This is a genomic window from Nitrospira sp. Ecomares 2.1 (assembly GCF_965152585.1).
The window spans coordinates 4,348,479-4,367,972 of sequence record NZ_OZ224219.1; the positions used below are offsets into that span (position 1 = coordinate 4,348,479).

Here is a 19,494-nt window from a genome sequence, read left to right on the forward strand (position 1 = left end):
TTCAGGTAAATCCCCTATTCGATTTCTTCCAATAAGTTCTGCATGTCGTCCTCCGTCAGCTCCACATCCGAAATTCGAGAGGGATCGGCGGCGTTCGGCAATGATTCTGCCGAAGCCACGCTGCCGACCACCGCCACCGCACCAGCAGAGGCAATCGTCGGATTGTCGAAGAGCTGCTTGGGGGTCAATTGGATTCCTGTTCGGTGAGCCCGCGATAGGATCTGTAGGCTGTTAATCGAATCACCGCCGAGTTCAAAGAAGTTCTCGTGGCGGCCGACGCGTGCGAGCCCGAGCACCTGGGCCCAGATAGCCGCTAAGGTCTGCTCCGTCTCCGTCTGCGGCCCCTCGTACGCCCCCGTCCGCTGGCTCTCCGCCTCCGGTGCCGGCAACGCCGTCCGGTCCACCTTGCCATTCGGGCTCAACGGCAGTTGCGCGAGCGCGAGAATCACCGCCGGCACCATATACTCCGGCAGTCGGTCGGCCAGCCCCTGCCGCAGGGTCGCCACCTCCACGCCCGCCGCCGGGTCGGTCGTCACATAGGCCACCAGCCGTTTCAACCCCGACGCCTCGGTCCGCGCTACCACGACGGCCTCGCGCACCCCCGGCTGTTGCCGCAAGACTTCTTCGATCTCGCCCAATTCGATCCGGAACCCCCGGATCTTGACCTGATGATCCAGCCGCCCCAGATAGTCGAGGACGCCATCCGCCCGGAACCGGACCAGATCGCCCGTGCGATAGAGCCGCTGCCCCGCGACGCCGCAGAAGGGATCGGGCACAAACCGTTCGGCCGTCAGCGCTGGCCGACGATGATAGCCCCGCGCCACCGCCACCCCGCCAATATAGAGTTCACCCGGGACGCCGACCGGGACCGGCTCGCCCTGCGGATCGAGCACATAGATTTGCGTGTTGGCGATCGGGCGCCCAATGGGCACCGCCGTGACCTCGGGGCTCGGCGGACAGCTCCAGGCCGTCACGTCGATGGCCGCTTCCGTCGGGCCGTAGAGATTGTGCAGCCGCACGGCCGGCAAGGCCGCCGTCACCTGCGCGGGCACCGCCGCCGGCAGGGCTTCGCCGCTGCAGATGATCTGCCGGAGCGTGATACAACGCCCCACCCCGGGACTCTCCAGAAACGCCTGCAGCATCGGCGGCACGAAATGCAGTGTGGTCACCCCCGTCTCCACAATCCGAGCGATCAACGCCGCCGGGTCCTTGTGTTCCTCCGGCGCAGCCAAGACCAGTTCGGCGCCCGCCAGAAGGGGCCAGAAGAATTCCCACACGGAGACGTCGAAACTGATCGGCGTTTTCTGCAGCACCCGGTCGGCCGCACTCAAGGGATAGGCCTCCTGCATCCACTGCAGACGGTTGCGCAACCCCCCGTGGGTGTTGCCCGCGCCTTTGGGGTGGCCGGTGGAGCCGGAGGTATAGATGGTGTAGGCCAGTTGGGTGTCGAGGCATCGGCCGGCCGGCGCGGTGCTCGGCTGTCGCTCAATGCTCGACCAATCCCGATCCAGACAGAGGGTAGACCCGGCAAACCCCAACGAAGCCACGAGCGCCTCGTGCGTCAGCAAGCCCGCCACCTGACTGTCGGCCAGCATGAAGGCGAGCCGCTCGGCGGGATAGGTCGGATCGAGCGGCACATAGGCCGCGCCCGCTTGGAGAATACCCAGCAAGCCGACGACCAGGTCGAGCGAACGCTGCATGGCAATCCCCACGAGGCACTCCGGGCCGATGCCTTCCGCCCGAAGGGTCTGGGCCACTTGATTGGCGCGCGCCAGCAGCGTGGCATACGTCAGCGTCCGGGCGCCGTCGCGCACGGCGATCGCCGTCGGGGTCCGCACCGCCTGCCCGGCAATCAACTCCGGCACCGTCTGGGCCATCGGATAGGCCCGGGCCGTCGCGTTCCACTCCCCCACCACCATCGCCCGCTCCGCTGCCTCCATCATCGGCAACGCCGAGAGACGTGCCTGAGGCGCTTCAGCGATGGCAGCCAAAAGGGTGTCAAAATGGCCCGCGATACGGGTGATAACCTCATCACGGAACCACCGCCGCTGATACCAGAATGCAACGATCATGATCTTTCCGGGCACAACGTTCAGCGTCAAAGGGTAGTTCGTTTGTCCCTCCAATCGCGGCCGTTCGACGGCAAGTCCAATCGTGCCTTCCTCCAGCGTTCCATCCATCGGATGGTTGTCGAAGACAAGCAGACTCTCGAACAACGATTGACCGCGAGGAACATCGCTCCATCCCTGTACCTGCGCCAACGGACTCTGTTCATAATCCCGCAGAGCGCTGTTTCGCGCGAGAATCTCCCGCAGCCATTGATGGACGACGGCATCCGGCGACACCGACAGGCGAAGCGGCAGCGTATTGATGAAGAGACCGACCATCGATTCGATTCCCGGGATCTCGGCGGACCGACCGGAAACCGTCGTGCCAAAAACGATGTCCGTCTCACCGCGGTATCGACTCAACAACAGCGCCCAGGCTCCCTGCACCAGGGTATGTTCTGTGACCTGACATCGTCGGGCGCATCCGCGAATCGCTTCAGTTGTTGACGATGAGATCGCCAGCGTGAATACCCCATCCCCTCCCGCTCCATCGGACTCCTCCGCCTTCCCTTCGTCTCCCAACAGTGTCGGTACGGTAAATCCTTGAAGAGTGGCGCGCCAAAATTCTTCCGAGGCGGCTGAATCCTGTTGCTGAAGCCAGGCCACGTAATGCCGATAGGGAACGGGAAGGTCCTGCGCCGGTTCTTGCCCGGATCGGGACGCGTGATACGAGGTCAGGACTTCTCTCAGCAGAATCGGCAAGCACCAACCGTCCATGAGGATATGATGGTGGGTCCAGACCACCTCATATGTCTCCGGCGCGACGCGTATCAAAGCCAGGCGCATTAAGGGAGGCTGTTCAAAGTCGAAATCCTGCAGACGGTCTTCCTGGATAAATAATCGCAGGCGCTCCTCCTGCTCCCTGACCGAATATCTCTGCCAATCGATTTCCAGCCAGGGAAGATCCGCCGAAGGCATGACGATCTGTACCGGTGACGACACATCCCGCCACATGAATCTGGTCCGAAGCACCACGTGCCGGGCCACGAGCCGCTGCCAGGCCTTCCTGAATGCCTGTCCATCCAACTCTCCCCGCAACCGGCAGTGCATCTGTTCGATGTAGACACCGGATCGGGGTGCATACGCGCTATGAAACAACAGTCCCTGCTGTAAAGGACTGAGTGGATAGAAATCTTCCAGATCCGGACAGGCCCGCCGCGCTGCTCCGGCAGTATCGTCATCGACAAAGGTGGACGCATTCCAATTCAGGAGAGACACTTCCCTTGTGGAAGACGATGAGGACGCATGAGCTGCCAGTTCCGCGATGGTTTGATACTGGAAGAGCTGCCGGGGAGTCAGCAATAGACCTTTCTCTCTTGCGCGGGCCACGACCTGTAAACTGAGAATGGAATCTCCGCCGAGCTCGAAAAAATTATCCTCTGCTCCGACTCGCTCGACTCCCAAAAGATCGGCCCAGATTCCAGCCAGCGTTTCCTCTCCTGGTGTACCAGGCGCCACATATTCCCGCATGAATTCCTGTTCAGGAACAGGCAACGACTGTCGATCCACTTTTCCGTTGGACGTGCGAGGAATCGCCTCTAGAACGACGAAACATGCCGGAATCATCGCGTCGGGCAACTGTGTCCGTAACGCCGTGCGCCAGGATTTTCTCTGATTGTCTCCTGCCCCGGACGTCACCACATAGGCCGTCAATCGTTTTTGGCCGGGACAATCCTCACGCAAAACCACAACGACATCCCGAATATCGGTGAGTTCGCGAAGACGGGCCTCGATCTCACCCAACTCAATACGCACACCCCGCAATTTCACCTGATGATCGAACCGACCGAGAAATTCCAGACTCCCATCGGCCAGTCGGCATACACGGTCACCCGTTCGATAGAGACGCGCACCCCGCTCTCTTTCGAATGGATCAGGGACAAACACTTCAGCGCTTCGCACCGGATCCTGCACATACCCTCGACCAACGGCACTGCCCCCGATACAGAGTTCACCAGGAACACCGATCGGAGTCGGTCCGAGCCACCGATCCACAACATAGAGCCGGACATTCTGAATAGGCCAACCGATGGGCATACAAACTTGCTCACGTGCGGGAGGCCCGGTGATCGGAGCCATGGCCACATCATCGGCACATTCGGCCGGCCCATAGGCATTCATCAGGGGAATCTGCGGGTATCGCTCAAACCAATCGCGACAAAGTTGCGGTGGGAGCGCTTCACCGGTCGGAAGTATCCAGCGAAGCTTGGGCAAAGAAAACGCCGTGGAACCGGCTGCCGCATCGATCATGCCTTGCAAGAGTCTTGGCACAGTTTCAGCGACCGTCACACCCGATTCATTTAGACAGGCCAACAGTGCTGCCGGATCATGCGCGATTTCATCAAGGACAATCAGCGTACGGCCACCGACCACCAGTGCCGCAAGAAATTGCCAGACCGAAATATCGAAACACGCCGACGCCGTTTGCGCAACGACAGCCTCGGCATCTAAATCCAAGACCGCGACTTTGCTCATGAGGTGATTGACCAATCCCCGTTGCGTCACCATCGCGCCTTTCGGCACCCCTGTGGACCCGGACGTATAGATGATGTATGCGAGTTGGTCCGGCGAGGACTCGCGAAGTGGGTTATGTTCGGACACCTTCTCTGCATGGATGTCTTCTATCGTCAGCACAGGAATCTCGCCTGATTGTGCCAGCTTTAACGATGCGTCAAGTAAACTTGGCCGGAACCCCTCTGCCACCAGGACGACCGCCGACCGGCTCAACTCGATGAGGCGACTCCAGCGGTGAGCCGGATGGGTTGGGTCGAGCGGAAGATAGACACCACCCGCTTTGAGAACCCCGAGTATCATCGTCAAGAAGGGAATTCCACGATGGTCAAGTACCGCGACAATCGATTCGACGCCCACGCCTGCCCGCGTGAGAGCATGCGCCACTCGATTAGCGGCGCAATTCAATTCCCGATAGGTCAGCGATTGCCCATCGCAAATAACGGCAATGGCCTCGGGAGAATTCTTGACTTGCGCCTCGAACATATCCGCATATCCATCCACCACAGATGGACAGCATTCGGAATCGCGACTCTCCTCCACTACGTGACGCCATTCCGAGGGCGCCATGAACCGCAATTCGTGTACACGCCTCTCAGGACCCTCGACAATCTCTTGAAGCAACCGCACCAAATGGTCCGTCATTCTGAGGATCGTGGTTAGCTCAAAGAGGTCCGTGTTGTACTCGAAGGCCCCCTCCAAACCCTGTTCCGTTTCAGCCATGTCGAGCGACAGGTCGAACTTGGCAGAAGCCACATCCACTTCTTGCACCTCAACGGCAAGGCCGGGAAGCCGGATAGCTTGAGACAGCGTTGTCTGGAGAACGAACATGACTTGAAACAGCGGCGGGTGACTCAAGGCTCGCGAAGGCTTCAGGACATCCACCAGTTCTTCGAAGGGAAGGTCTTGGTGGGCTTGGGCACCGATGACGACGTCACGCACCCGTGCCAGCAACCGGGAAAACGGCGGATTTCCAGAAAGATCGGTGCGTAGAACAAGAGTATTCGCGAAAAAACCGATCAAATCCTCGGTCTCTGGTCTGGTCCGGCACGCGACGGGCGTCCCGACGCAGACATCCTCAATACCCGTATACCGGAGCAACAACACTTGAAAGGCCCCCAGCAACGTCATGAATAATGTCACGCCTTCCCGGCGGCTGAGGGCAACTAATTCCTTCGCGACCCCCTCAGGCACCATAAAAACATGCCGGCTTCCGGACGAGGCCTGGATTGCCGTTCGCGGCCGGTCGGTCGGGATTTCCAGGACAGGTAAATCACCATTCAATTGTTGCTTCCAATAGACCAACTGACGTTCCAACACCGCCCCTTGCATCCACTGCCGTTGCCATTCTCCGAAATCGGCATACTGAATCGGCAAGGGGGGCAAGGAAGGGGTCATGCCCGCTATTCTGGCCGCATAGAACGCAGCGAATTCCCTCGCCAGGATTTGAGCAGACCACCCGTCACACACAATATGGTGCAGGGTGACGACCAGGACGTGCTCCTCAGCATGTCTCTCCATCAAACACAAGCGAATCAATGGACCGCGCATGAGATCAAACGGATGTTGTGCCTCCGCGGCGATCGCAGGTTCGATCCTGTCATCGCTCTTGGGAATGGTGACCACTTTGAGATGCACTTCACGCTGTGCCGCGATGATCTGCACGGGATCCCCGTCCGCTGACTCGAACGTCGAGCGCAGTATCTCATGTCGCGTCACGATGTCGTTGAATGAGTCTTCCACCGCCTGGCGATCAAGCACTCCCTTCATCCGCACGGCAATCGCGGTGTTGTAGGACGCACTCTCCGGCTCCAGTTGGGACAGAAACCACAATCGACGCTGCGCAAAGCTCATCGGGAACACATAGTGCTCCGGCTCTACGCTCTCATCTGGCAGCGTCTCGCTTCGGGTAGCTTCCTCGTTCAGCGGCATTCGGGCAACGCTCCTGACGGCTCAGCCATCGCGACCAGGATTTGTCGATTTCCCTTGTAGGGCGTACGTCCATGGGCCGCCAGCATATTGTCCAGCATCAGCACATCCCCTTTCTGCCAGGAGAACTGAACCGCGAGACAACGATAGACATCGCGAATTTCATTCAATACATCAGTCTCGATGGAAGTGCCGTCTCCGTAATAGACATGCCGCGGAAGCTCGTCCTCGCTCACGGCGCACAAAAGTGCCTCGCGCACGTCCGGCTCCAAATTCGAGACGTGGAACAAATGCGCCTGATTAAACCAGACCTCCTCCTGAGTCACGGGATGCACCGCTACCGCCTGCGCGATCTGTCGTGTCCGCAGTTCACCATCCGGCTTCCACTCGAACAGGATCCCGTTCTTCCGGCAGAACTGCTCAACGATGGCACGATCCTCGGTGTTGAACACTTTTTGCCATGGCACATCGAGCCCGTTGCCATAGTTACGCACATACATGACCCCTTTCCGGATAAACCGTTTCCGGATATGCGACGGAATCCGTGTCAACACTTCCCGGCTGTCGGCAATGGGCGTATATCCGCCTTCCTCGGACGGCTGGCCGCAGTAAAACCAGATCTTCATCGGCCATTCCGTGGTATAGGCCTGCTCGTTGTGCAAAGGAATATGTTGATCCGAAGGATATTCCGTCGACGTGTAGACCTGATGATGAACCTGCGACCTCGGCGTAGAACCGAATTCATAGGCGATCATCGATTGGGTGAAGACCTTCACAAAGGATTCGAAGTCCGACGGCGATTCCACCGGTAATCCTCGAAACAACACGCCCCCATGAATCGACAAAAACTCGTCGGCACCGCAACGCGCAGCTGCTGAAAGTTCGCCCAGATCCCGTCCCTCCTGCGCCGTCATCAACAACGGGAGACGAACTCCGGGGACGAGCGGCCCAGTTGAAAATATCGATGCCGGATCGCCATCCCCACAGGCCTGCGACGGGATGGTACAAGTCGTTTGACCATCATTGTTCATAACTGCACCTCCGGATCATTGTAGATTCCTTCTCACTCCACTAAACCCATCCGAATTGGATCGGCAGCAATGTAAATAAAAATCTGTCGGTCCCGCATATTCCCCATCACCGTCCATACCGATGCAATGTCCGGGTAACGGATTCCACTACGGCGGCTTGCGCGGTCCGTAAGAAGAAATGCCCGCCCTGGAACAGGCACATCTGAAACGATTCGGACGTATGGGCTCTCCATTTCTCCAGTTCCTCTGTGCCTACACGAGTGTCCTCCAGGCCGCCGAACACCGAAATCGCACAGTGCAAAGGAGGTTCCTCTACATGCACATAGGTGTCGCGGAGCGAAAAATCCGCACGGAGCGCGGGAAGAACAAGTTGCATCATCTCCGGATGTTCCAACACTTCCCGTGGGGTTCCATTGAACCGCCGCATATGATCGAGAAATTCGTCCTCCGGTAGATCGAACAGTGGATCGTTGTCGCGGATCTGCGGCGCTGGACATCCCGAGACAAAGAGATGCACCGGTTCGATGGCATAGCGCCGCCGTATCTCCCGTGCGAGTTCAAATGCAATCAGTCCGCCAATGCTGTGCCCGAATAGCGCAACGGGTCTGTCCAGACTCGGTTCGAGAGCGTCCGCGAGTTCGGCAACCAAACGCCTGAGATTTCCGATGGGTAACTCCTTCATCCGCGCCTCTCGCCCAGGCAGCTGGACAGCACAGAGTTCAATCTCCGGCGAAAGATATTGCGCCCAACCGCGAAACACCGAAGGCCCTCCACCGGCATACGGAAAACACAACAACCGGACTCCCGACGTCGGACGGCAGGTGACAATCCATGGTTGTGATCGTGCAGCAGTTAGCATGAAGAACCCGTTTTTTCAGCTTGTTCGGCCATCCACTTTCGCAAACTCAACGGACGCATATCCGTCCATACCTCCTTGATATAGTCCAAACATTCTTCTTTGAGGCCGGTTTTCCCCACATCCGACCATCCGAGAGGATTATCCCGATAGGACGGCCAGATGGAATATTGCTCCTCATGGTTCATCACTACTTTGTAGACTGTCGTATCTTCCTGTTCGTCGTTTCCCATGAATCCTCCTTATATGGTTAGGGTAAAGTCTCTGACGTCGCGTAAGTTGCTCCGTCCGTTACGTGTGCCCCGGCAAAGGGCTCAATGTAAGTCGATGCGTGACCGGGCCTGCCAACAATGGCGTGGGAATGCCTTTACTCCAGTAGGGCTGCTGATCTCGGTAATGAGGTGAAAACGGATGTCCCGACTGTCCGCCCGGCATATGAAATATTCCGTCTTCATGATGAGCCGGAGACACCACCATGCGCTGGCTGGCTGTGAGACTTCCGCTAATAACTCGCACACACTGGCTGCATCCGGGCATTTCTTCATCCGGCATATTTAATACATATCCCAAACCCGGAATCGCATTCCCCAACGGATGCACCATCTCGACCCGATTCATGGTTCCCCAGGTCAATTCACTCAGGGTCACCACATGATATCTGGCCTTCAGATCCTCAATGCTTTGCTCCAGCACATGCAGAAGAAAGCCATGCCAATCCGTGAAGTGCTCCTGATCTGGGAGAAGCTGAGGCACTTGCGCAGTCAGGAGGGCGCGCAGAGGGGTATCCAGATTTCCGTCATAGACAAAACCTTCGTCTTTCTCACGGCATTCTTCCAAAAATGGTGTAAAGACCGAGCGCGCCAACGAGTTCCTAAATTCCGCCAATAGCCCAATTCCAATGCTCCCGGCATCAGCCTTTCCATTCCAGGCATCAAGAACACGATGGGCTTCCCACAGATGAGGTTTCTGCTGAACCACCGCCTGGCTCAGCAACTCTAACGCCAGGCTCCGATAGAACTCATAGATCTCCGTCGTCGTATCCAGTTGAATAGAGAACAAGTCCGGTTCACGCGCCGGGACCATGGTGTGCAAGCGCTCAGTAATTCGATACGCTCGATACCCGCCGGCAAATGAATGGCCGATCACATAGGGGTCGTTGCCGTCCACCATGCGTTGATTCGCATTCACCAGAAATCCTGACGGAGGGTTCACAATTCGCGGCAACTGATCCGGTTCGATGAATCCCGACCATCCGGCCTGGCCATCCGCCCATGAAAGGCTGACGGAACCGTCAAATCCATGGCGAATGGGAATCCTGCCTGTATAGGTCCAGGCAATGTGACCATCCCTATCCGCAAGCAGCACATTGTTCGCGGGTCCGGCCGCGCGATTCACCACAGAGATCGCCTCCGACAGAGAACGGACCCGATCCAGGTGCAGCAACCCCACATCCACTGCATCCGGATCAAGGGCGGTCCAACGAATTGCCACCGGTCGTCCAAGCAAAGGTTCGGACGCCAGGGGCCCCCAGAGCGTTTCCTTCACCTCGACCTGCCGGTCATCTCCATCCTTGACCACAATCGTTTCTCCACGGGTGGTAAAGGAACGCCAGCCTTCCGGAGTCGCATATTCCTGCGCATTACGAGGATTAAGTTCCACCTGTACGAGATCAAGAAAATCTCCTTCTACATTGGTCAAGCCCCACGCGACATACCCGTTCGACCCCGTGATCATCACAGGAATTCCCGGCACGACAATGCCGGCCATCTCAACGTCCTCGTACTGAAGCTGGACGCGATACCAGATATTGGGAACCGCCACGTCAAGATGCATATCGTTGGCGAGAATGGCTCGTCCGTCTGTTGTTCTGGATCCCCCGATTGCCCAGGCGTTCGATCCCACGACGGGTTTATCGGAATTGACAATCGACGACCGGGACATCCGGCTCAGGTCCAAGGGACGCCGAATCGTGGCCAGAGTCTGCACCGGGATAGGAGACATCGCGGCCTGTGACGTAATGCCTCGCAGCAGCTTATCGGTGTAGGCATCGACGGCAGGAACGAGAAAGGCCAAAACGTCGTCCGGAAGGACGCTGCCCATGACGGTGCGCATGCGTTCATCCTCCTCATACCCGTTCAGCACCTGAAACATTCCCAATACGACCAGCACACTGTCTGCCGGCCGCCAGATCTCCGGACGGTAACCGAGCATCACACATTCGACCGGAAGCCCCTCCATCTGGTCGAGAAATGCATTGACTCCTTCTGCGTAAGCCTCCAAAGCCGATCTTTGCTCTTCGGGCATACGCCTCATGACGGCGTCCGCCACCTGTGTAAACCCGACCGTTCGTTGCTTGATGTCCATATCCACGACCGACTCCCCGAACACCTCGGCCAGCCGTCCGGCACTGCTTCGACGCAATACATCCATTTGAAAGAGACGGTCTTGCGCCGTCACAAACCCGAGCGCCCGTAGCGCATCCAATCGTGATCCGGCGATGATCGTGGGAATGCCTTGTGGATCAAACGTCACGGTCACGGGCGCCTGTATCCCTCCTATCTTCACGTCGCCGTCCAAAACCGGGAGGGAGGCGCGCAGCACCAGCACGCTCCATCCACCCGCAGCTGCCACAATCACAACAGTGACAATCGCCACCACACGAAAAGGCGTCATGCCGCTTAATCCCGCTCCGCCGCCGAGACGGCCTCTGAGAAAATTGTCGAGATCGTATCGATCTGTTCCGTTGTGACGATCAAGGGAGGAAGAAACCGCACGACGCTGTTATTCCGTCCGCCCAGTTCCAGTATCAGTCCTCGCCGCAAGGCTTCGTTCTGGATCTTGCTCGCGATGGCCGGCGCAGCAGCGAACCCCCCGGACTTATCCGAGGACTTGTTGGTGTCGACAACTTCCACACCCACCATCAAACCTCGACCCCGCACATCGCCGAGACTCCGTGAGTCACCCTGTATTCGTTTCAAGCTGCTCATCAGCCGTTCGCCCATTCTGGCGGCATGCAACGCCACCTGCTCGCGGCAAATAAAATCAATCGTGGCCTCCCCGGTCGCCATCGCCATTTGATTACCCCTGAAGGTGCCTGCGTGCGCCCCTGCCGTCCATCGATCCAACTCGGGCCGATAGACCACCACGCTCAACGGCAATCCGCCGCCGATCGCTTTGGACAAGACAACGACGTCCGGCACAATGCCCGCCTGTTCGAACGCAAACAGGGTCCCCGTTCGACCGAGGCCTGTTTGAACTTCGTCGACAATTAATGGAATGCCGCGCTCACGAGTAATACGGCGGATTTCCTGAAGCCAGCTCAGCGACGCCGGAATAACTCCGCCCTCCCCCTGGACCACCTCCAGGATCATCCCGGCCGGCTCCACGATACCGCTGTTGGGATCGTCAAGGAGCCGCTCAATATACGCACTGGAGAGACGATGCCCCTCTTCGCCTCCCACGCCGAACGGGCAACGATAGGCATAGGGATAGGGTAGAAAATGGACATCAGCCATGAGCCCGCTGATGGCCCTTTTCGGGCCCAGATCACCTGTCAATCCCAGCGTGCCATGCGTCATCCCATGATAGGCTCCTTGAAATGCCAGGATCGTCCGTCGGTCACGCGCGATCTTCACCAGTTTGATCGACGCCTCGACCGCATCGGCCCCGGATGGTCCACAGAATTGAATTTTCGCACCATCGGCAAATTCCTTCGGCAAACACTCAAACACTTTCTCCACAAAGCGGTCTTTGACCGGCGTGGTCAAATCCAGCGTCTGAAACGGAAGTTCGTCCCGCAGCATCCGGCTGATCGCCTCGACAACGACAGGATGATTGTGGCCAAGAGCCAATGCCCCGGCACAGGCCAGACAATCAATATAGGTCCGCCCCTCGTGATCTTGAACATAGATGCCCTTCCCCTTCTTGAGCGCCAGTGGCAGCCGGCGCGGGTAACTGCGTGCACTCGACTCTCTCAGCGCTTGCCGCTCCAGATAGGGATTGGCGCCCAGATGTTCTATCCGGGCAGTTTGACCGGTCGCAATGGATTCCCATATTTCATCGACATGAACCGTCATACTTGATCCTCCTTGAATAAAGAACCCGCCCGTACTGGGTTCCCGGCCACTCCGGACCCCGTGGATTGAGACAATGCAAAATCCTGCTCGCTGCAAATCGTGGATTGTCCGGCGACATTCACGATCATTCCGTAATCCATTCGAATGCACCGATCGGCCAACGGAAAATATTGATCGTCATGCGTAATGACGAAAACCGTCTTGCCCCGTGCCTTCAGATCCGGAAGAAGCTCCGTGTAAAACACTTTTCGAAACAGCGGGTCCTGATCGGCTGCCCATTCATCGAACACGTAAAACGGCCGGTCTTCAACATAGGCCGTCAACAGCGCCAGTCGTTTCCGTTGTCCTTGAGAAAGCGCCTGGGTCGAGAAGGCGCCTTGCTCGATTTGTACCTTGGACCGGAGTTGCAATCGTTCCAAATACATAAGAGCCTCCGCATCCAGATCGTCTTTCTGGAGACCCAGCAAGGAATCAAATAAACAGAAATCCGAGAATACCGTTGAAAACAATTGTCGATAGGCTTCACGATTGGCGTCCTCGATCGGGACACCGTCGAGGCAAACCGTTCCAGACTCAGGTGTGTAGAGACCCAACAGTAACATCGCCAGCGTGGTCTTACCGCTTCCGTTTCCGCCGATGAGAAACGTCACTTCACCGGGAGAAAAACTTAAATTGATCGGACCCACAGTAAAACTGGAATCCTCTCCCTCGCGATAATACCGATGCGTGACGTTTGATAATTCCAGACACCGCCAGCCACTGGGATCGAGTTCAATCGCTGGGCCGGAAACGGCTTCACCAGTAAGATTCGTGGCAGAGGCAGCCAACGACAGGCCCAGCGCCTCAATTTTCTTCAGAGCGATATTCGCGCGACCGACACCCGGCAACAATTCTATAATCTGCGCAAACGGACCCATCATGTACAACAGGACCAGAGTGACGCCGACCACAGTCTCAATAGGCAGGTCACGCCATGACGGCCAGAGGAAGAGGATGACGCCGATGACGGCATAGAAGAGAAACGTTCCCCAACTGGACGCGATGGAATACACCGTCATGCCCCCGACAAAGTCCCGCTGATACTCACTCACAGTTCGCTGAAGCAATGTTTCGAGAAACGCCTCCCGCCGCGGGCGATGCAACTTGAGTTCTTTGATCCCGGCCATGATGGAACGGAAATGTCCGAACAGGGCATCGTTGGTCTCCCGTGCTTGTTTGAAATATTGCAATGCGCGCTGTTCCTGCAGATTGAACGTCATGCTCCCGAGTGCCATAAATGCCAGAACGAGAATCAGCAGGGGCCAGGATAGCCATCCCAAATATGCAAGACAGCCGATCGTCGTCGCGAGATTGACGCAGATAAGCGGCAACTGGACATAGGCCTGCGCGATGACGTCCGTATCGTCGCTCAAGGCAGCGAGCAACCGATGTGAACCCAGTTCCTCAAACTGACGGAGCGGGGCATGCAGAATGCGTCGACTCAGCTGCATTCGTAACTCTGAAATGGTACGTTGGCCCAACCTGGTCAGCAGAATTTCCGACAGGGCTTTGGTCACGGCGACCAGTACCGCAAGTGCCAGAAAACTCCAGGCAAGCATGGACGACGAATCGGTTCCGTTCATTCCCTTATGGATGACCGCAATAATTGCGGCTCCGGCAAGCCCGCTCACCACACCGGCCAGAATGGAACCCAGCAGCAATTGCCAGGAACTGCGTATCAAAAATCTGATCAAGTTCATCTGAATTCGTTCCTTCGCGGCTGCCACACCGCAGTCGATCTCATACCGAAGCCCCACGCAATCGTCGGGCTTGACGAGGAATGGGAACAATTTTCGGCTCTTGCTGTGCCCCGGTGGCTCGCGCCGCGCGAATTTGCTTGACCAATCCCGAAACCGTCGGTGCATCAAAGAATTCGCGGAGCGACAGCTCGATACCAAAAAGCTCTTGAACACGATTCAACAGCTGAAGGGCGCTCAAGGATTCGCCCCCCACCCGGAAAAAATCATCCTCAAACCCCACACGTCCGGTGCCCAGAATCTGTTGCCATAAGTCTGCCACCTCTTGTTCCAAGAACTCCGTGGCGTCTCCAATGACAGACGGAGTCGTTGCCTGCCTCATCTGTGATGGCATCAACGAAATCCGCGCAACGGAAGCGACCACTTTCGGCAGATCACGGATGGACACGGCGACCTGCGGGAGGTTCGGCCCGCAAAGAATTCGGTGGACCACGTCCTGACCTTCCTGCGGAGTCATGCCATCCAAATCCTCTTCAGGGACCTGCAAGGTCTTGAGCCACTCTTCCGCTTCAACCGACATACCGACCTGTTTCCATCGATCGAAATTCACAGAGATGACGCGTGTTCCTTTTTTCGTGCTGGCATGTGCCATGGCATCCAGAAAGGCGTTGGCCGCGCAATAGGCAGCCTGGCCCACCCCTCCAACCACAGCCGTCAGAGAAGAACAGAACATCACAAAATCAAGTTGCCTATCGCGAAACGCCTCTTCGAGCACCAAGGCTCCGGAAACCTTTGGACGAAATTCATTCCATACGGATTCCGGGTTTTTCAGCTCCAGAAGTCCGCCGCCGGCGATTCCCGCTGCATGAAACACCCCATGAATTCGGCCGAACTGTCGAAGGGCTTCATCAATCACTCCCTGCATTTGCACAGGATCAGCGACATCGGCCTGAAGAACCAGAACGCGATCGCCCGATTGCGCCAGGCCGGCCACACGCTCACGCTGCTCAGGAGTCGGGAGGGTCCGACTCGTCAGAATCACCCGCGCATGCACCGTACGAATGAGATACTCGGCAAGGCAGAGTCCCACCCCGCCCACACCGCCCGTAATGAGATATACCCCTCCCTCCCGCAGCAGAGAAGTATCTGTATCGCTTTCTGCAAGGATGAGTGGCTCAAACGTCTGTACCCATCGATGTCCACCTCGGTAGGCCACGACCGTCTCAGCATCAAGATTGGAGACTTCCTCGATGAGCCGTTCACAAAGTTCATCGAAAAATGGCGTCTCCGTAGCAACTTGTTCCAGGTCGATCCCACGGCATGTCACGCCCGGATACTCTTGAGGAATGACACGACAGGCTCCCAGCACGGTGGCCTGTTCAGGACGTAAAGATTCCTGGCCCGTGACATCATGCAACCCTTGAGAAAGGACGAGGATCGAGAGTCGAGCCGTGCGCCGGCGTCCGAAAATTTGCGCAAGAATGAGCAAATGGAGAAATCCTCTTTCTTGTGCCACCTGGAGTCGCCCGGTAGCAGTTGTCTCTTGCAATTCATCCCCGATGGTCCAGGCATGCAGGAGACAGGATGGAAGGTGATTCCGGCTGGTCAACTCTCGAAGCAACAACTCATGATCCTCACGGGAATCTGGTCTTACTCGATAGGTCCCATCGACACACCGTTTAAATCCCCTACCGGCCAACACGGCGACCACCGACCGGCCCTGTCGTTCCAGCTCTCTGACAAGTCCCGCGCCGCTCGACCGTTCATCGAGAAAAACCAGCCACGTTTCGTCCGGACGTTGTTTACCCTTCGCCACGAGTACTGACCGTTTCCACGAGGGTTGATAAAACCAATTCGAGAGATCGGCCTGCCTTTTACCGGACCCAGGAACCTGGACAGGTTCACTCCGACCAGGTTCCACCCAGTAACGCTGCCGCTCAAAAGGATAGGTCGGCAGAACAACTCGTCGTGGCCGATGCCCGCTGTGCAGACCGCTCCAATGCACTCGAACCCCGGCTCCCCAAAGAGAACCGAGGGTCGCCAGGATGACAGGCATTTCGTCCTGACCGGCCGCCTCCTGATCGAGGCCATCAAGTGAGGCCAGCACAAATGAGCCAACCGGAACGGGATGCCTCCTGGCCAGATTTTGCAACGTGCGACCGGGACCGATCTCCAAAAATACCGGCGCCGGTTCTTTCAACAATGTTCGAACCCCATCGGAGAAGCGCACCGTTGAGCGCAAATGACGGGACCAGTAAGCGGGATCCAACGCTTCTTCGGGTCGAATCCAAGTACCGCTCACATTCGATACCCAGGGAGCTTGGGGGGCTTGCATTTCTATTCCGGCAAGGAAGGATTCAAAGCGCTTCAGAATCGGATCCATCATGGATGAATGAAACGCATGCGAGGTCTTGAGGCGCCGACCTCGAATGCTCTGAGCTGCCAACGTACGGTCCAATGCATCGATCCGGTCATCGGAACCGGAGACCACACACTGTCCTGGAGCATTGACTGCAGCGAGATCCAGATTGCCGCCCAGATACGGTGTTAACTCCGACTCGGTGAGCGGAACGGCCAGCATGCTTCCGGGTGGAAGCTCCTGCATCAATCTCCCGCGCATCGCGACGATCGCCAACGCGTCTTCAACTGAAAATGCCCCGGATAGGCATGCCGCGACATATTCCCCGATGCTATGCCCGATCATGGCATGTGGGTGAATTCCCCATGCCTTCCAGAGTTGCGCAAGGGCATACTCGAACACGAACAGTGCCGGCTGGGTCAGGCTGGTCTGATGAATCAGATCCTTTTCTGCACCAGAGGCAGGAAACAGTACTGTCCGAATGTCCCGATCGAGCCGCCGATTTAACATCGACGCGCACCGATCCACATGCTCGCGGAACAGAGACTGTTGCTGATAAAGAGAATGCCCCATATGTGGATACTGGGAACCCTGCCCGGAAAACATGAAGGCAACCCGATGTTCTCCTTCCACAGGGCCGGCGGTTCCTCCCCTAATTATGAGGCGACCCAACAGCCGCACGGCTTCCTCAGTATTCCTGGCCATCAGCCAACGACGATACGGAAAGGCTTTCCGACCTGATTGAAGAGTATGGGCCACGTCGGCAAGGCAGAGGTCCGGATGTGCATGGAGATGCGTCGCAAGACGAGTTGTCGTTTCGTTCAAGGCCGCTTCCGACCGGGCCGACAACAGAAGTAACTGACAGCGGCCTTCCTCACCCACTTCGGATGCCCTCTGAGGTGACGGTGCCTCCTCCAGAACCACATGCGCATTCGTGCCTCCAAGCCCGAACGAACTGACGGCCGCGCGGCGCGGTGACTCGCCACGCCCCCACTCCGACAAGGTCCTGTTCACATAAAACGGTGTAGCGGAAAAATCGATGGCGGGATTGGGGCGAACGTAATGCAAGCTTGCGGGAATCTGCCTATGGGAGAGGGCCAGTACCGTCTTGATCAAACCGGCGATGCCGGCCGCAGCATCCAAATGGCCGATATTGGTTTTGACTGAACCGAGGGCACAGAATCCGGTACGAACCGTCGAAGCTCGAAAGGCCTGGGTCAGCGCCTCTACTTCGATCGGGTCCCCCATTGGGGTCCCTGTTCCATGAGCCTCGACATACGAGATGGAGTCAGCCGTCACGCCGGATGCCAGGTGCGCCGCTCTAATCACTTTAGCCTGGCCCTCGATACGAGGGGCTGTGTAACCGACTTTGGCGGCCCCATCGTTATTAATCGCCGAACCCTTGATCACCGCAAAAATATGATCGCCATCCGCTTCCGCCTCCTGCAACCGCTTGAGCAACACCAGGCCCACGCCACTCCCACCGACAGTGCCTTCGGCATCAGCATCGAAGGTCCGGCAATGACCATCCGGAGAGACGATGCCGCCCTCCTGGTAGAGATAGCCCACTTTCTGCGGGACACTGATAGAGACACCGCCTGCCAGGGCCATATCACATTCACCACTCAGCAGGGCTTGGCAGGCAAGATGAACCGCAACCAGGGAGGTCGAACAGGCCGTTTGCACCGCTAAACTGGGCCCTTCCAGATTCAATTTGTAGGACACACGCGTCGAGAGTGAATCCTTTTCCACGCCGAGCATCGCCGCCATGTCAGCGGCCGACTGTAAGAGTATCCGGCGAGGGAATAAATTAAAGAGATAACCGCTGGTGCTCGATCCTGCGAAAACGCCGATCAATCCTTGATATTGCTCCGGGTCATATCCACCGCGTTCCAGTGTTTCCCACGCACATTCAAGGAACAGTCGCTGCTGAGGGTCCATGATCTCGGCTTCTTTAGGTGTCATATTGAAAAATTTGGCATCGAAGAGATCGACCTCATCTAATACGGCGCGAGCCCGGACATAGTTCGTCCGATCCAAAACCTTTGCCTCCACTCCAGACTCCAGTAGCTCTTCACGACTCAGCGTGGAGACAGACTCGACGCCACCATGAAGATTGCGCCAAAACTCATCAAGATTGTTCGCACCCGGAAATCGGCCGGCCATCCCGACGATGGCTACTTCCAAGCCCTCAGCGACTGGGTCCTCATTGGATAGCTCCACGGCGTCCGTCATTCGCCCCTCACCGCTTCTTGTCTCTGTCGTCGTTGCTGCTTCATCCGCCTCACTCCCGCTTCTCGCTTATCACGAACCTGTTGCGTTGCCCCTGCTTCCACAATTGGCGCCCCATCCGCCGAGACAAATGCGGCCAATGCCTGTACCGTCGGATAACGAAACAGATCGACCATCGCCACCTGGTGCTTGGTCAAGGCTCGTATCTGAGTGAGGACCTTCGGCAACAGAAGGGAGTGCCCGCCCAGATCAAAAAAATTGTCGTGCAGTCCGACGGCGTGCAGACCCAGCGCTTCTTTCCAAATCGCTGCGATATTTCGCTCGCAGTCGTTTCGAGGCGCGCCCTGCTGATGAGACACCGCATCCGGTGCCGACCGAGCCATATCCTGTAACGCCTTGCGATCTACCTTTCCGCGGGATGTCAGAGGGAAAGCGTCGAGAACAATCCAGGTTCTTGGCACCATATAATCCGGGAGACGTTCTGCCAAAAATCCGCGGAGATCCTGAACAGTCGTCGCATCTTGGACACAAGGCACGACATACCCCACCAGTCGAGATTCCCCTTCCCGTTCGTACCGCATGCCCCCCAATCTGAAGCGAAGAAGTTTTCGCTGCGGTTCGGTCAGGCGATTGATCCGTTGAACAACATCCTCCAT

Annotated in this window: 9 protein-coding genes; all 9 read right to left on the reverse strand. The window is 57.4% G+C overall.

Going from position 1 to position 19,494, the window contains the following annotated elements:
• Nucleotides 1-14: 14 nt before the first annotated feature.
• A complete protein-coding gene (locus ACWHYD_RS19200; protein ID WP_447963617.1) occupies nt 15-6,551 on the reverse strand; it encodes an amino acid adenylation domain-containing protein in 6,537 nt (2,178 codons plus the stop codon).
• Nucleotides 6,542-7,579 (reverse strand): TauD/TfdA family dioxygenase, encoded by a 1,038-nt coding sequence (locus ACWHYD_RS19205; RefSeq protein WP_447963618.1) that lies wholly within the window; start codon nt 7,577-7,579, stop codon nt 6,542-6,544. The genes ACWHYD_RS19200 and ACWHYD_RS19205 overlap by 10 nt, the downstream gene beginning before the upstream one ends.
• A gap of 106 nt (nt 7,580-7,685) precedes the next feature.
• A complete protein-coding gene (locus ACWHYD_RS19210) occupies nt 7,686-8,438 on the reverse strand; it encodes a thioesterase II family protein (RefSeq protein WP_447963619.1) in 753 nt (250 codons plus the stop codon).
• Entirely contained in the window at nt 8,432-8,668 is a 237-nt protein-coding gene (locus tag ACWHYD_RS19215; protein ID WP_447963620.1) for an MbtH family protein, read from the reverse strand. The genes ACWHYD_RS19210 and ACWHYD_RS19215 overlap by 7 nt, the downstream gene beginning before the upstream one ends.
• A 58-nt stretch (nt 8,669-8,726) precedes the next feature.
• Complete coding sequence (locus tag ACWHYD_RS19220) at nt 8,727-11,108, reverse strand: penicillin acylase family protein (RefSeq protein ID WP_447963621.1); 2,382 nt, start codon at nt 11,106-11,108, stop codon at nt 8,727-8,729.
• 5 nt (nt 11,109-11,113) lie between these two features.
• Complete coding sequence (locus ACWHYD_RS19225; RefSeq protein WP_447963622.1) at nt 11,114-12,511, reverse strand: diaminobutyrate--2-oxoglutarate transaminase; 1,398 nt, start codon at nt 12,509-12,511, stop codon at nt 11,114-11,116.
• Nucleotides 12,508-14,340 carry a cyclic peptide export ABC transporter gene (locus ACWHYD_RS19230; RefSeq protein ID WP_447963623.1) on the reverse strand — a complete coding sequence of 611 codons (1,833 nt, stop codon included), beginning with the start codon at nt 14,338-14,340 and terminating at the stop codon, nt 12,508-12,510. The genes ACWHYD_RS19225 and ACWHYD_RS19230 overlap by 4 nt, the downstream gene beginning before the upstream one ends.
• On the reverse strand, nt 14,291-18,841 hold the full coding sequence (locus tag ACWHYD_RS19235) for a type I polyketide synthase (RefSeq protein WP_447963624.1): 4,551 nt from the start codon (nt 18,839-18,841) through the stop codon (nt 14,291-14,293). Before ACWHYD_RS19235 ends, ACWHYD_RS19230 begins: the two co-directional genes overlap by 50 nt.
• Nucleotides 18,838-19,494 (reverse strand): phosphopantetheine-binding protein, encoded by a 657-nt coding sequence (locus ACWHYD_RS19240; protein ID WP_447963625.1) that lies wholly within the window; start codon nt 19,492-19,494, stop codon nt 18,838-18,840. The genes ACWHYD_RS19235 and ACWHYD_RS19240 overlap by 4 nt, the downstream gene beginning before the upstream one ends.